The organism is Flavobacterium sp. (assembly GCF_043760115.1).
In the GTDB taxonomy this organism is placed as follows: Bacteria; Bacteroidota; Bacteroidia; order Flavobacteriales; family Flavobacteriaceae; genus Flavobacterium.
Genome location: NZ_JAYUPK010000147.1, coordinates 1 through 13,531, shown reverse-complemented (window position 1 = coordinate 13,531; position 13,531 = coordinate 1). Strand labels below are relative to the sequence as shown.

The following is a 13,531-nucleotide window of genomic DNA, read 5'->3' as shown; positions in this document are numbered from 1 at the left end:
CACTGTAAGTAAGTCATCATAACGTGCTGGTTTCTTATAATTTAAGGTCATCGAAACTATTGGAAGTGCAATTCCGTTTTCTTCCAACGATTTGTACGAAATCCCTTTGTCTCTAAGCCATTCCACTCTTCCAATTTCAAAATATGGTATATAACTACCATGATAAACAACTCCCATTTGGTCTGTTTCTGAATAGCGTACCCTTATTACTACATTATGTCCGTTCATCTGTTTTTTTTGCTTTTTATCTATTACTTAACATTCTCTTTACAACAATATTTTTAAAAAATCAATGTCTATTTCTTTTTTTTTTAGGAAATTTGTTCACATATTTGTTAACCCAAAAAAAAGCAATCAAATCTTGCTTTTTAATTACAGGAATAACCATTATAATAATACTAATTTTTAAATATATATGAACAAAACTGCGCAATCAGTCTGGGAAAGTTGTCTGCTTTTTATTAAAGACAATATTCAAGAGCAAGCATATAAAACTTGGTTCGAACCAATAAAATCTGTAGAGCTTACTGATAACGCATTATATATTCAAGTTCCTAGTAAATTTTTCTATGAATGGCTCGAGGAACATTATGTTAAATTACTTAAAGTTGCCTTAACCAAAGAACTCGGAAAAAACGCAAAGTTACTTTATAAAATTAAAATGGAGAACACTTATGGCAATAAACAACCGTTTACAGAACAATTGCCAAGTGCTCATAGAAGTCCAATAAAATCTCAAGAAGTTGATGCACCTTTTAAAAATTTAAATCCAGAACTTAAAAATCCGTTTGTAATTCCTGGTATTAGAAATTTAAAAATAGAATCGCAACTTAACGCCAATTATAGTTTTGATAATTTTCTAGAAGGAGATTCTAACCGTTTGGCGCGATCTGCAGGAATGGCAGTTGCTAATAAACCTGGTGGAACATCGTTTAACCCATTATTAATTTTTGGTGGTGTTGGATTAGGTAAAACCCATTTGGCTCATGCTATTGGAGTTGAGATTAAAGATAAATATCCAGAAAAAACCGTGCTTTATATTTCTGCCGAAGTATTTACACAACAATATATAGATTCTGTAAAGAAAAATAATAGAAACGATTTTATTCATTTTTATCAATTAATTGATGTTTTAATTATTGATGACGTTCAATTTCTTTCAGGAAAAACAGGAACTCAAGATGTGTTTTTTCACATTTTTAATTACTTGCACCAAAACGGTAAACAAGTAATTCTTACATCAGACAAAGCGCCAGTTGATATGCAAGACATAGAACAACGGTTATTGTCTAGATTTAAATGGGGTTTATCTGCCGAGTTGCACCAACCAGATTATGAAACTAGAGTTTCTATCTTAAAAAATATTTTATACCGTGATGGAGTTGAAATGCCAAACGAAATTGTAGAATATGTTGCACACAATATAAAATCTAACGTTCGTGAACTTGAAGGCGCAATTATCTCATTAATAGCACAATCATCATTTAACAAAAAAGAAGTTACTATAGATTTAGCCAAAAGCGTAGTAGAAAAATTTGTTAAAAATGTAAAGCGAGAAATTTCTATAGACTACATTCAAAAAGTAGTTTCAGATTATTTTCAGTTGGATTTAGAATTATTACAATCTAAAACTAGAAAACGTCACGTTGTGCAAGCCAGACAATTAGCAATGTTTTTTGCAAAGAAATTTACAAAAGCTTCTTTGGCAAATATTGGTTCGCAAATTGGAGATAGAGATCACGCAACTGTTTTACACGCTTGTAAAACCGTAGATAACTTAGTTTCTACCGACAAGCAGTTTAAGAAATTTGTAGAAGACATTCACAAGAAATTATCTTTATAAATTAGTTCTATTTCTTACTTTTGCAACAAATTAAGAATTTCAAACTCGTTACAATGCCTATTAAAATTTTAATGGTTTGCTTAGGAAATATTTGTCGATCACCATTGGCAGAAGGAATTTTAGCATCCAAACTACCCAAAGATAAATTTATAATCGATTCTGCTGGCACAGGAAATTGGCATGTTGGTAATAAACCAGACGAAAGATCAATTGCCACAGCCAAGAAAAACGGAATAGATATTTCTCACCAAAAAGGCAAACATTTTAACACCAGTTTTTTTGAAACCTACGATTACATTTATGTAATGGACAATTCTAATTATGATAATGTAATTGCACTTGCCAAAACCGAAAATCATAAGAATAAAGTACAATTAATACTGGACGAATTATTTCCTGGCGAAAACGTAGACGTTCCAGATCCATATTATGGATTACAAAATGGCTTCGACATGGTTTATGAAATGCTAGATGATAGCTGTACAATTTTGGCTAAAAAATTAATTGAAAAGCACTTGCAGCTACAAAATATCATTTAATTTTTCTGATAAATCTTTGGGATTTCTTCTTTCATCCCAGATCAATTTTACAATAACTATATTATTTTCAAATGAAAAGAAAACAGAAATATGATTGTGTGTAAAGAAGTAAATATTTTCTAATGTGGTTTTTTGAGGTAATGCAATAGAAATATCTAAATTTTTTAGTTTTAAACTTATTTCACTATATAATTTCAAGCTATAAATAGAACTTTTATTTCTTTCAAAATAATAATCCATTATAGAAAACATTTGAATTTCAGCGTTTTTAATCCAAATTACTTTTCTTTTAACCATTTATCAACTAGATTATCCATTTGGAATTCATCAATAAAATTTTTGTTTTCGTATTGTATTTCAGATTCTTCTAAAAGTTTAATTTGTTCATCTGATAAAGAATAAATTTTAGAATCATCAATATCAATAATTTCTTTAATACGTGACAAGAATTCCTCATCAGAAGTCAATCTAATTTTAGAAATTATGTATTCTTTCAATTCAGTTGCACCCATTTTTTTTGAAACTCTTTATTACAAAATTACGAAACAATTATTAAACTTTTATCTTAATTCAATATAAAAATTATGATTAGTTTTGCATTTCAATTAAATAATCTATGAAACCTATAATGTTACCCAAAGGAAAATTATATTTAATTCCAACTACACTTGGAGAAAGTAATCCTATGGATGTTTTACCACAAACAGTAAAACGTGCCATAGAATTTATAGATTGTTATATTGTAGAAAACGAAAAAACGGCTAGAAAATTTATAAAAAGCATTCAGCCAGAAAAAGTACAATCAAGTTTGATACTTAGTTCGCTAAACAAACACACAGAAAAAACAGAACACAATGCAATGATTCAACCATGTTTAGAAGGAATAAATGTTGGATTAATGAGTGAAGCTGGTTGTCCTGGAATTGCCGATCCTGGAGCAGTAATTGTAAAACTAGCACACGAAAAAGGAATTCAAGTTATTCCACTTGTTGGTCCATCTTCCATATTACTCGCAATGATGGGAAGTGGAATGAATGGACAAAGTTTTGCCTTTAATGGTTATTTACCAATAGATAAAGACGATAAAAAAGCAGCAATAAAAAGTTTTGAAAAACTTTCTTTTGATAAAAACCAATCACAAATTTTTATAGAAACACCTTACAGAAACAATAAATTTCTAGAAGATTTATTGCAACTATTACAACCCAATACCCATCTTTGTGTTGCCGCAGACATCACATTACCAACAGAATATATAAAAACATTTAGAGTTGCCGATTGGAAAAAGAATAAAGTTGATCTACATAATCGACCTACTATTTATATTATTCATAAAATGTTTTAGAAAACCTTATAGTATATAGATTACAGACTTATTAAGTTAAATATTTGTTAATTTTTATGCAAAATTAGCAAAACTCATTTTTTTTTTTTTTCAATTTTACAATGGTTAACCACAAAATTATTTATAAATTTAAATCATTAAAAAAAAATGAAAAAATTAATTTTTACGGCTATTGCATTAATAGCTTTTAGTAGTGTTTCAATGGCAAATACTATCTCGGATGAGAATGAAGTTGTTAAAGCAAACAATATTGCAGAAATTGAAAATTTAAAAGTGTTTAAAACGTCACCTCTAGAATGTTTAGCTGGTAAGTTAACAGTTTACAATCAAGCTATAGGTTACGGTATGTCATCTGATGAAGCTTCAACATATGCTTACCGATATTATTTTAGATGCATGGGTGAAGTTTTTTAATTATAAAAAAGCATATCTTAATGTTAAGATATGCTTTTAAAAAAATTTTATCTATGAAAAAAAATGCCTTAGTAATTATATTTTTGAGTCAAATTGTATATTGTCAAACAAATATTTTAGTTACATACAATTTAAAAATAACCAATGAATCTGGATTATTTAAAAATAATGAGTTTTTAAATGAAAATCTAAATAACGTTACAAGTAATGATAAGGATATAAAATTTATTTTAAATATTAATGATGATTACTCTAAGTTTTATTTTGATGCTAAAACTACAAAAGCTAACCAACAAATTAGTGATTTTGCATTGACTTTAGGAAGCTATTCCGGCATAGTCTACAACATTAAGAATGATTCAATACTTAAACAAATTAGTATTTTAGGAGATAAGATTTTCATAATAGATAATTCAATAAATAATTGGGACTTAGTAAACGAAACAAAATATATTGACAAATATTTATGTTTTAAAGCCATGTCAGAAAAAATTGTAAAAAATGAAGCTGGTGTTTTTAAATTTCCTATTGTCGCTTGGTACTGTCCTAGTTTGCCATATCAATACGGACCAAATGGTTATGGTAATTTACCTGGTTTAATTTTAGAATTACAGGTAAGAAATTCTATTTATGGAGTTAAAAACATTTTATTTGAAAAAATAAATGAATCAAATATATTTAACTTTAAAAATATAAAAATTTTGTCATCTGAACAATTGGAGTTGAAGTTAAAAGAATTTAACGGATTTGATGAACTTAAAAATTTAAAAGAATAAAATAAATTTTATAACTATACATAATTATTTAAAATTCTATGTAATTCTCAGCTTACTTAACATTTAAAAATAATGTTGAAAACGGTTCAACTAAAAAAGTTTTTAAAGCCATGACCTGGTGTGAAATGATTGGGACTATGGTTGCACATGATGTATTTATGTCAACAGGAGATACAGCTGCTGCAACTCGAGCAGGTAGAGCTGCACAAATTAGTTGTATGTTAGGATTATAATGTATTTTTACAACACTTGAATAATAAATTTTATTCAAGTGTTAATTTTAATTAAATTTATGAAAAAAAATTTTATTTTAATAATTTCTTTTTGTTTTATATATAGTTCTAGCTTATTTTCTCAAAGTAAACTTAAAGTAGAATACAATACAACTTTTTATGGTGATGTTTTCTCGAAAGGTTCTAGTAAAGAAAGTCAGGCAGTTGTTAGTTCTACAAAAGGAACAGAAGATAAAATAAAAACTTTAAATTTTAATTTAGTAATAAATAATAATTTGTCTATTTTTAGTTGTCAACAAGAACTTGTAAAAGATGGTGAGACATCAGGTGAAAAAATGGGTAAATTAGTTGCAGGTTATGATGATGTTTTTTATAAAGATATAATTTTAAAAAAACTTGTTAGTGAAAAAGAAGTAGCTTTTAAAAGATATAAAATAGATGAAGAGTACGATAACTTTATTTGGGAATATACTACAGAAGAAAAAGATATTCAAGGTTACAAATGTTATTTAGCAAAAACAAAGTTTTTACATCTTGATGTTTACGCATGGTACTGTCCATCATTACCATACCCATTTGGTCCTAGAGAATTTGGTAGTTTACCTGGTTTAATTTTAGAATTACAAAAAGGAAAATTAGTTTTTTTAGCAACTAAAATAAGTTTTGAAAATGTTGAAAATATAAATTTTGATATTGATAATATGAAAACTATGTCTAGAAAAGAAATAAATAAAATTATTGAAAAGGACACGGAAAATTTTTTGAATGGTAATTAACTCAAATGATTAAATTTACTCCAACTTACATTATATTTTTATTTCTTTATATTCCAACTTTTTTTTACTCTCAAACTAAATCTATATCAGGTATTGTCTCCGATAATTTAGAAAAACCACTTGAATCTGCCAATATAATAGCCAAACCATTACAAGAAAAAGCGACTTTAAAATTTGCTATTGCAGATAATAAAGGTCGTTATAAACTAGAACTTGATGCTACTATAAAATATGAAGTAACCGTTTCCTATATTGGTTATACAGAAGAAATTCTTATTGTTGATGCTAACACTACAATTACAACTCACAACTTTAAGCTTACAGCTACAGGAGAACAACTAAAAGAAATTATAATAAAACATGATTTTAAACCAATAATCATAAAAAAAGATACTATAACTTATGATATAAAAGCATTTGCCAACGGAAATGAACGAAAAATGAAGGAAATTCTAGAAAAATTACCTGGCGTTGAAGTTGATAAAAAAGGAAATGTTTTTGTTCAAGGTAAAAAGGTTACCAAAATGATGGTTGAAGGTAAATCGTTTTTTGGTGGTGGTTCTAAACTTGCTGTAGAAAATATTCCTGCCGATGCTTTAGAAAAAATAGAAGTTATAGATCATTTTAATGAAGTTGGTTTTATGAAGCAAGTTTCAGATAGCGAAGACTTAGCAATGAATGTAAAACTTAAAGCTGATAAAAAGAAATTTGTTTTTGGAGATATTGAAACTGGTGTAGAAATTGCTAATGATAATGGATTTTATCTTGCTCACACTGGACTTTTTTATTATGCACCCAAAACCAATTTAAGTTTTATTGGCGATTTAAACAATATTGGTAAAAGCACTTTTACATTTGAAGATTTATTGCGTTTTCAAGGTGGTGTAAGTAGTTATTTATCAGACAGAAAATCGTTTACCAATTTATATTCTTTTACTAATGATACTAATGATGTTGTTAAAAATCAATCTAAATTTGCTGCTTTAAATTACAGTTTTGAAATTTCACCTAAACTTACAATTTCTGGTTTTAGTATTTTTTCTAAAGTTTTTATGCAATCACAAATTGAAAATAAAAATGAATATTTACAAAATTCAATAGTAAATTTTGAAGATAAATTTCAAAATAATTCTACTAAATCTACTTTAGGAATTGGAAATATTAAATTAGATTATTCTGCCAATAAAAAAGAGAAATGGTATTATAACGGACAATATCAAATTAGTAATAATGATAACAATTCAATCTTAAATTCTTTTATAAATAATAACACAACTACTTTTAAAACATTTCAAAATGCAGATAATATAAATGTTAAACAGTACATAGAATGGCATAAAAATTATAATAATCACCATACAACCACTTTTGTAGTAAATCAAGCTTACGAAAAAAATACTCCACAAAATAGATGGTTTAGTGATCAACAATTTCTTTCTGGATTAATTCCGTTACAAAATGATTCTAGTTATACCATTGAACAAATAAAAAGAGTTAAAAATAATTCTATTGATGCATTATTTAAGCATTACTGGGTTGTTAATAATTTTAATCATTTATACACTAACGTTGGAAATAACTTTATAAATTCTATTTTTCAAACTAATGAAAAACAAGTTTTAACGAACAATTCTATAAACGATTTTGGAAATTCTGGATTTGGAAATAATGTAAAATACCAACTTAATGATGCTTATATTGGTACCGAATATAAATTTAAAATTGGAAAATGGACAAATAAAACAGGACTTTATTTACATCTTTACAATTTAAAAACCAATCAATCAAATTTAACTTTCACAACCAATAAAGCACTTTTTCAACCACAATTAAATAGTGACTATGAATTTAATAAATCAGAATCATTAAATTTTACATACAAACTTTCAAATACTTTTCCAGAAGTAAGCCAATTGGCTAATCAATTTACGTTGCAAAGTTATAATACTGTTTTTAGAGGAAACAGTTTGTTGCAAAACGAACAATTTCATACTGCCAATCTTAGATATAATAAAATGAATTTATACAAAGGAATTGTTTGGAATGGAATGTTAAATTATACTAAAAAGGTAAAAACTACAAGAAATGAAATTGTATTGAATGGTATTAATCAATTTTCTACACCAATTTTAACAGATAATCCTGAAACAAATTGGAGATTTAACGGTTACGTAAGTAAAAAGATTTATCGTTTTAATCTTAAATTAAATTCTAATTTAAATTGGTTTAATTATATTCAAAATTTAAATAATATTACAACCGAAAATAATAGAAATAGTCAAAATATTGGAATTACTTTTAAAACTGCTTATAAAAAATGGCCTGATTTAAGTATTGGTTATAATAAAGGTTACAGTAAGTTTAGCGGAATTACTAAAAGCAATTACCAATCTGATGAATTGAATGCAGATGTAGAATTTACTTTTAATAAGTATTTTATTTTTACTTTAGATTATCAAAATTTAAAAAATACCAATTCATCTAATCAAAATAATTTTTATGATATCGCAAATACTTCATTAAGATATCAAAAGAAAAATAGTCCTTTTGGATTTGAAATATTTATAAATAATTTATTAGATAATAAAATTAAAAATGAATATTCATTTTCAGATTTTTTAATTACGCAACAAAAAACTTATTTACTACCAAGAGTTTTTATGTTATCTGTAAGTTATAAATTATAATTAATTTTAACAAAAGACATAAATACATTAGCCCTGATTGAAATGGAAATCCTTGTTTGCCATTGCGAACAAGATTGGAATGTAAAGCAGGAATAAGGTAAATAGAAAATGCAAAACATTTGCTTCACAAAAACCATCAGCACAACCAATGGTTATATAAATTATTTTAAAGAAAATTTATTTTGCTTTTGCGTTATTATCTGCTTTTATATTGTGGGTTTCATAACCACCAAAATCTTGCATGTAGGTTTTTACAGAAGTGCCATAACTGTCTTTAAATTTTCTTTTTCCATTAGAATCTAAAAATTTTCTAACCGAACCTGCGCCACCAAGATGTGCTGCAGCAAGAATTCCAGATTCGGTAATTCTAACGCCACTTATTATCTGACCTCTATATTTTTTAATTTCATTTCTTAGTTCCCATTTATTCTTTTTAAGAAGTGCAATAAATGCTTTTTCTTGCAATTTTGGATGGTTTAAAAAATACAAACTGTCTTTAATTCCAATAGTTTCTAAAGTAGATTGACCAAACTGGTATTTACCTAAATATCCTAAAGTGTTTACTTTATTATATTTTCCTTGCGATTCTTTAAAAGCCAAAGCTTCTTTAAATCCAATAAAATGTTTTCCGACAAAAGGTAAAGAAAGACAAACATAATCAGATGATTTTAACGAAGGAAATTGATAGTTCAATTCTTCATTTTCATCTACATAAAACCAATCATGATTTTTAGAATTTAGTGGTTTAAAGCTTAAGCTTATAAAACCAACTATCACAACGATTGCTATATAGAAAGAGCATCTTTTTATCATAAAGTGTTATTTCTCAAGTGCTGTCACCATCTTGAATATTGACTTTGCAAAGATAAGCTATAATAGTAGATTCTGATAATCAATATGTTAATAGTTGTTAAAAATAGATTAAGTGTCCTTTTACATCGTTGAAATGCACTATTTCTAAAGTTGGTGCAGGAATTTTAATGGAATTGAAAATAGAAAAAAGTGTCTTTAAAGTATTAGATTTTGTTTTGATTTTGGTTAAATCCAAGTCTAAACTTAAATAAAACTGACGAGTTCGTTCCTTTTGAGAAAAGAAAACGGTGTTTACCAATTCATCTTTTCCGGTAATCATTCCTTCTGCGCCGTAACCAACAGCAACATTCAACCATTTTGGGATTTTTGATTTTTTAAAAAAAGAATGAAGATTGGCAGATAACCAATAGGTTTGTCCGTTATAGTCTTTTAAAACTTGTTCTTGAAGAGATTTACCTAATACGTTTGGTCTTGCAGAAGCATATTCTGTAGTATGAAATGAAAATTTTGGCACAATTCGTTGTTCGTTCCAAAGTAATTCTTGCGAGACAAACAATGCTGTTCCTCCAGCATTTGCAGTTACATCGCCAACAGAAAATCCCCATTCGGATGAAAATCCGTCAAAAACTTCTACGGTTGTTAAAAATGCAAATCCTAGTGTTGAACCATAAAGTAACTGACTTTTTTTATTTGCTCCAGACCATTTTAAAGCATTGGCTCCAAAACTTACTAAATGATACGAAGAAAAAATATGTCCCATTTTATCCATTTGCAACCATTGATTGTTGTCATTAATTGTTTGAAAATTGGATTTTGGATAATCTGCATACCAAAGTTGGTTCAGTCCAATTAGTGCAGTTGCTCCAATTAATGTTTCGGAAATTACAACGGTTTTTAATCTTAGTTTATTTAAAGTATCTGATGGTTTTAAAAAAGAATTTAATGAAGATTGTGAAAATCCTGAGATTGGATAAAAAAATGAAAACAAAAACAATACTTTAAAATATTTAGACATTTTATTGAATAGTTATTTGTTTTTATTTGGGTTTTGTCTAGTATCGAAAATTCTATTTATAAAAATTTTATCAATTCCTTCTCTGTAAGTTATTTTGTAATGACCTTCAATTAGTTTTCTATAACTTCTTTTTAAGTGTGTAAATTCTTCATCAACACTTCCAATTTTAGTAAAATCATAAATAGGGTTTTCTAAAATTTCAATAGTAGTTAGAATTGAATTAATGATTTGCGAAGCTAAAGCTACATTATATAGTTGTGAGTTAAATTTATAAGCTTTTTTTAAATCTTTAACTGCTCTAGAAGTTAAAAAAGTTGGTTTAATAACTATTTCCAATTTTTAACCATCTCTTTAACATCTGATAAACTATGAATATTGCCATCTTTAATATCCTTTTCAGATTCTTCAATCATTTTAGAGTTTTCAGATTTTTGTACATACTCTTTAGCTATTTTGTAAAAATTCTTAACAAAATTTGCATCGCTATTATCTATAATTTGATGAAGCTCTTTCTTTAATTCAATTGTACTCATAACATTTGAAATTTATTTAAACAAATATAAAACTATTTTAAATGTAAAATAAAAATAGTTTTTACCTTTTAGTTCCTTGCTCATTCAACCATTTACTGTACTTGGCTGCATTTAACTGATGTTGCGCATAAGTTGAAGCAAACTCATGATAACCAAAACGTTCTATGCTTGCGCAAAAATAAATATAATCATTATTGTCTGGAGATAAAACGGCATCAATTGCAGAAATATCTGGCATGGCAATTGGTCCTGGAGGCAAACCAATATTGACATACGTATTGTATGGAGAAGCAATCAATAAATCGTTATATAAAACTCGTTTTATAACTTGATCAAAATTATTATCGCGCAATTTTAAAGAATAAATAACAGTTGGATCTGCTTGTAATGGCATTCCTTGTTCTAATCTGTTAAGATAAACCTTTGCAACTTTTGGTCTTTCGTCTGCTTTTACAGTTTCTTTATGAACAATTGATGCTAAAGTTATCACCTCAACTGGCGTCATATTTAATCGTTTGGCTTTTATTAATCGTTCTTTTGTCCAAAATTTCTTGTATTCTGAAAGCATTTTATCTCTAAATTTCTCTGCAGAAACATTCCAATAAAACTCATAAGAATTTGGAATAAATATAGAAAATACATTGTCTTTATTGAACTGATTTTCTTTTAAAAAAGTAGCATCGGTAAAAGCTGCAATTAATTTAGTTGTGTCTGGTTCTATTTGAGAACTTACTCTTGCACATAAATTTTGCAACCGTTCTTGATTGTTAAATGCTAAATTTACAGGAATGTTTTTTCTTAAAGTTGCTACAAGAGCAAAATTGCCCATTCCTTTTTTTATTAAAAATCGTCCAGATTTTACGTTTTTATCGTACTTGCGAAGTGATGCCATCAATTCAAATCCGCTAATGTTTTCTATAAATGGAAAAACAATTTTTTTTGCCTCTTCATAATTAGAATTGGTTGGAATGGTTACATAAACTTCAACTTTATTTAAATTGGTGTTACTGGCAAAAAACTTAAAATAAATTACAGTAAATGCAAGTAAAAAAAGTGCAAATCCAATGCCTAATAGGAGTTTTATTTTCTTATTCAAGGTAAATATAATTTAATGTTGATGATTGATTAATTGAAAAATAGCTTCGTCTTGGTACTTATTGTCTATTAAATTCCAATCTTTTTTTATGCCTATTTTTTCAAAACCAAATGTAGTAAAAAGCTTTAAACTTGCCTCGTTATTGGTTCCAATATTTGCAAAAAGTTGATGCAATTGCAATTTATTAAAACTATAATTTATTAATAATTGCAATGACTCCTTGCCTATTCCGCGATTTCTATTGGTTTCGTTGTGAATTACAATTCCAATTCCTGCACGATTGTTTCTTGCATCAAAGTCAAATAAATCTATTAATCCAATTGCTTTTTGAGAGTTGTTTTTACAAATTGCTAGTCGTAACTGCTTGGCTTCATAAATATCTTTGTGCGCATTTTCTAGATATTGACGAATTAAAAATTTGCTGTAAGGCGTTTGTGTGTTTGACACATTCCAAATAGATTCATCATTTTCTAAAAGATAAATAAAATCTAAATCTTCTGGTTCTAATGCTCTTAAAAAACTATTTTCTCCTTTTAGTGTGATCATTTATTAGATACGATTTACGAAATTAGATTTACGATTTTTATTAGTTTACAGTTCTATTTCTCCTTCAAACACAAATGTTGCAGGTCCAATTAAAAATACATTTTCATAACTATTGTTAGTTTTATCAAATGTTACTTTTAGTTTTCCGCCTTGAACGTCTAAATTTATTGATGATGAATCTGTTTTACCTGTTGCGTGCATTGCAATTGCTGTTGCTGTTGCGCCAGTTCCGCAAGATAGTGTTTCGTCTTCTACTCCACGTTCGTAAGTTCGTAAAGCAAAATGATTTTGAGACAACTGATGTACAAAATTTACATTACTTCCTTCGTTTCCATAAAGAGAAGAGTTTCTAATTTTTGCTCCGTTATTTTTTACATCATAATTTTGCAAATCGTTTACCAAAGTTACGTGATGTGGTGAACCTGTATTTAAAAAAGTGTAATCGCTGGTAATTTTAATTTGAGATACGTTTTGCATTTGCAAAGAAACAATTTCATTTTCTAATATTGTAGCGTTATGCAAACCATCTATTGCAATGAAAATTGCACTATTTTCTATAACTTTTAAAAACTTGGCGAAGGCAACAATACATCTTCCGCCATTGCCACACATGGAACTTTGATTACCATCGGAATTGTAATAGACCATTTTAAAATCGTATTCTTGATGATTTTCTAATAATATTAATCCATCAGCACCAATACCAAAACGTCTATCGCATAGTTTTTCTATGAGTTGGATATTTTCTTTTGGGAAAAATTCTTGACGATTGTCTATTATTACAAAATCGTTTCCTGTGCCTTGATATTTATAGAATTTCATTGAAATTGATGTTTTTTTTAAACTATGATTTTAATTCTATGAATAATTAATTAGCCCTGATTGAATGGAAATCCTTTCTTGTCTTGAACTTGT

General features: G+C 27.4%; 18 protein-coding genes. 8 read left to right on the top strand and 10 right to left on the bottom strand.

The features are described from left to right. The coding region (locus ACH2BC_RS12710) for an acyl-CoA thioesterase (RefSeq protein WP_395054377.1) at positions 1-228 on the bottom strand (228 nt) is incomplete at its 3' end. A gap of 187 nt (positions 229-415) precedes the next feature. Here ACH2BC_RS12710 and dnaA point away from each other — a divergent pair. Both dnaA and ACH2BC_RS12700 read left to right on the top strand, forming a co-directional pair. Next, the gene (gene dnaA, locus ACH2BC_RS12705) at positions 416-1,843 is read left to right on the top strand and encodes a chromosomal replication initiator protein DnaA (RefSeq protein ID WP_395054376.1); all 1,428 of its coding nucleotides are present in this window, start codon (positions 416-418) and stop codon (positions 1,841-1,843) included. A 53-nt stretch (positions 1,844-1,896) separates the two neighbouring features. Continuing rightward, complete coding sequence (locus ACH2BC_RS12700; RefSeq protein WP_395054375.1) at positions 1,897-2,382, top strand: low molecular weight protein-tyrosine-phosphatase; 486 nt, start codon at positions 1,897-1,899, stop codon at positions 2,380-2,382. Here ACH2BC_RS12700 and ACH2BC_RS12695 read toward each other — a convergent pair. Both ACH2BC_RS12695 and ACH2BC_RS12690 read right to left on the bottom strand, forming a co-directional pair. Continuing rightward, a complete protein-coding gene (locus ACH2BC_RS12695) occupies positions 2,365-2,679 on the bottom strand; it encodes a hypothetical protein (protein ID WP_395054374.1) in 315 nt (104 codons plus the stop codon). The two genes, ACH2BC_RS12700 and ACH2BC_RS12695, sit on opposite strands and share 18 nt — an antisense overlap. Next, positions 2,661-2,894 (bottom strand): hypothetical protein, encoded by a 234-nt coding sequence (locus ACH2BC_RS12690; RefSeq protein ID WP_395054373.1) that lies wholly within the window; start codon positions 2,892-2,894, stop codon positions 2,661-2,663. The genes ACH2BC_RS12695 and ACH2BC_RS12690 overlap by 19 nt, the downstream gene beginning before the upstream one ends. Before the next feature lie 104 nt (positions 2,895-2,998). Between ACH2BC_RS12690 and ACH2BC_RS12685 the strand changes: the two genes are divergently transcribed. The 6 genes from ACH2BC_RS12685 to ACH2BC_RS12660 all read left to right on the top strand — a co-directional run bounded on the left by ACH2BC_RS12685 (position 2,999) and on the right by ACH2BC_RS12660 (position 8,613). Continuing rightward, positions 2,999-3,727, top strand: coding sequence for an SAM-dependent methyltransferase (locus ACH2BC_RS12685; protein ID WP_395054372.1), 729 nt, complete (start codon positions 2,999-3,001; stop codon positions 3,725-3,727). Between the two features lie 201 nt (positions 3,728-3,928). Then, positions 3,929-4,141, top strand: a complete 213-nt coding sequence (locus ACH2BC_RS12680; RefSeq protein WP_395054371.1) for a hypothetical protein — start codon at positions 3,929-3,931, stop codon at positions 4,139-4,141. Between the two features lie 53 nt (positions 4,142-4,194). After that, positions 4,195-4,917: a GLPGLI family protein gene (locus ACH2BC_RS12675; protein ID WP_395054370.1), complete on the top strand. Its 723-nt coding sequence runs from the start codon at positions 4,195-4,197 to the stop codon at positions 4,915-4,917. Positions 4,918-5,027: 110 nt separating this feature from the next. After that, positions 5,028-5,150: a hypothetical protein gene (locus ACH2BC_RS12670; protein ID WP_395054369.1), complete on the top strand. Its 123-nt coding sequence runs from the start codon at positions 5,028-5,030 to the stop codon at positions 5,148-5,150. Between the two features lie 59 nt (positions 5,151-5,209). Next, positions 5,210-5,926 carry a GLPGLI family protein gene (locus ACH2BC_RS12665; protein WP_395054368.1) on the top strand — a complete coding sequence of 239 codons (717 nt, stop codon included), beginning with the start codon at positions 5,210-5,212 and terminating at the stop codon, positions 5,924-5,926. Between the two features lie 5 nt (positions 5,927-5,931). After that, on the top strand, positions 5,932-8,613 hold the full coding sequence (locus ACH2BC_RS12660; protein ID WP_395054367.1) for a TonB-dependent receptor: 2,682 nt from the start codon (positions 5,932-5,934) through the stop codon (positions 8,611-8,613). Between the two features lie 177 nt (positions 8,614-8,790). Here ACH2BC_RS12660 and ACH2BC_RS12655 read toward each other — a convergent pair whose 3' ends face one another. The 7 genes from ACH2BC_RS12655 to dapF all read right to left on the bottom strand — a co-directional run bounded on the left by ACH2BC_RS12655 (position 8,791) and on the right by dapF (position 13,444). After that, positions 8,791-9,426, bottom strand: coding sequence for a peptidoglycan-binding protein LysM (locus ACH2BC_RS12655; RefSeq protein ID WP_395054366.1), 636 nt, complete (start codon positions 9,424-9,426; stop codon positions 8,791-8,793). Between the two features lie 97 nt (positions 9,427-9,523). After that, positions 9,524-10,441 (bottom strand): DUF2279 domain-containing protein, encoded by a 918-nt coding sequence (locus ACH2BC_RS12650; protein WP_395054365.1) that lies wholly within the window; start codon positions 10,439-10,441, stop codon positions 9,524-9,526. Positions 10,442-10,453: 12 nt separating this feature from the next. Further along, entirely contained in the window at positions 10,454-10,777 is a 324-nt protein-coding gene (locus tag ACH2BC_RS12645) for a type II toxin-antitoxin system RelE/ParE family toxin (RefSeq protein WP_395054364.1), read from the bottom strand. Beyond that, complete coding sequence (locus ACH2BC_RS12640; RefSeq protein ID WP_395054363.1) at positions 10,768-10,974, bottom strand: hypothetical protein; 207 nt, start codon at positions 10,972-10,974, stop codon at positions 10,768-10,770. Before ACH2BC_RS12640 ends, ACH2BC_RS12645 begins: the two co-directional genes overlap by 10 nt. 61 nt (positions 10,975-11,035) lie before the next feature. Further along, entirely contained in the window at positions 11,036-12,070 is a 1,035-nt protein-coding gene (gene mltG, locus ACH2BC_RS12635) for an endolytic transglycosylase MltG (RefSeq protein WP_395054362.1), read from the bottom strand. Positions 12,071-12,082: 12 nt separating this feature from the next. Next, positions 12,083-12,616 carry a GNAT family N-acetyltransferase gene (locus ACH2BC_RS12630; protein WP_395054361.1) on the bottom strand — a complete coding sequence of 178 codons (534 nt, stop codon included), beginning with the start codon at positions 12,614-12,616 and terminating at the stop codon, positions 12,083-12,085. A gap of 45 nt (positions 12,617-12,661) precedes the next feature. After that, positions 12,662-13,444 carry a diaminopimelate epimerase gene (gene dapF / locus ACH2BC_RS12625; RefSeq protein ID WP_395054378.1) on the bottom strand — a complete coding sequence of 261 codons (783 nt, stop codon included), beginning with the start codon at positions 13,442-13,444 and terminating at the stop codon, positions 12,662-12,664. Positions 13,445-13,531: the final 87 nt, after the last annotated feature.

What these genes read in the sequence shown, in the direction of transcription:
- dnaA (WP_395054376.1), top strand. Translation starts at nt 416, where the DNA reads ATGAACAAAACTGCGCAATCAGTCTGGGAAAGTTGTCTGCTTTTTATT.
- ACH2BC_RS12700 (WP_395054375.1), top strand. Translation starts at nt 1,897, where the DNA reads ATGCCTATTAAAATTTTAATGGTTTGCTTAGGAAATATTTGTCGATCA.
- ACH2BC_RS12695 (WP_395054374.1), bottom strand. Translation starts at nt 2,679, where the DNA reads ATGGTTAAAAGAAAAGTAATTTGGATTAAAAACGCTGAAATTCAAATG.
- ACH2BC_RS12690 (WP_395054373.1), bottom strand. Translation starts at nt 2,894, where the DNA reads ATGGGTGCAACTGAATTGAAAGAATACATAATTTCTAAAATTAGATTG.
- ACH2BC_RS12685 (WP_395054372.1), top strand. Translation starts at nt 2,999, where the DNA reads ATGAAACCTATAATGTTACCCAAAGGAAAATTATATTTAATTCCAACT.
- ACH2BC_RS12680 (WP_395054371.1), top strand. Translation starts at nt 3,929, where the DNA reads ATGGCAAATACTATCTCGGATGAGAATGAAGTTGTTAAAGCAAACAAT.
- ACH2BC_RS12675 (WP_395054370.1), top strand. Translation starts at nt 4,195, where the DNA reads ATGAAAAAAAATGCCTTAGTAATTATATTTTTGAGTCAAATTGTATAT.
- ACH2BC_RS12670 (WP_395054369.1), top strand. Translation starts at nt 5,028, where the DNA reads ATGACCTGGTGTGAAATGATTGGGACTATGGTTGCACATGATGTATTT.
- ACH2BC_RS12665 (WP_395054368.1), top strand. Translation starts at nt 5,210, where the DNA reads ATGAAAAAAAATTTTATTTTAATAATTTCTTTTTGTTTTATATATAGT.
- ACH2BC_RS12660 (WP_395054367.1), top strand. Translation starts at nt 5,932, where the DNA reads ATGATTAAATTTACTCCAACTTACATTATATTTTTATTTCTTTATATT.
- ACH2BC_RS12655 (WP_395054366.1), bottom strand. Translation starts at nt 9,426, where the DNA reads ATGATAAAAAGATGCTCTTTCTATATAGCAATCGTTGTGATAGTTGGT.
- ACH2BC_RS12650 (WP_395054365.1), bottom strand. Translation starts at nt 10,441, where the DNA reads ATGTCTAAATATTTTAAAGTATTGTTTTTGTTTTCATTTTTTTATCCA.
- ACH2BC_RS12640 (WP_395054363.1), bottom strand. Translation starts at nt 10,974, where the DNA reads ATGAGTACAATTGAATTAAAGAAAGAGCTTCATCAAATTATAGATAAT.
- ACH2BC_RS12630 (WP_395054361.1), bottom strand. Translation starts at nt 12,616, where the DNA reads ATGATCACACTAAAAGGAGAAAATAGTTTTTTAAGAGCATTAGAACCA.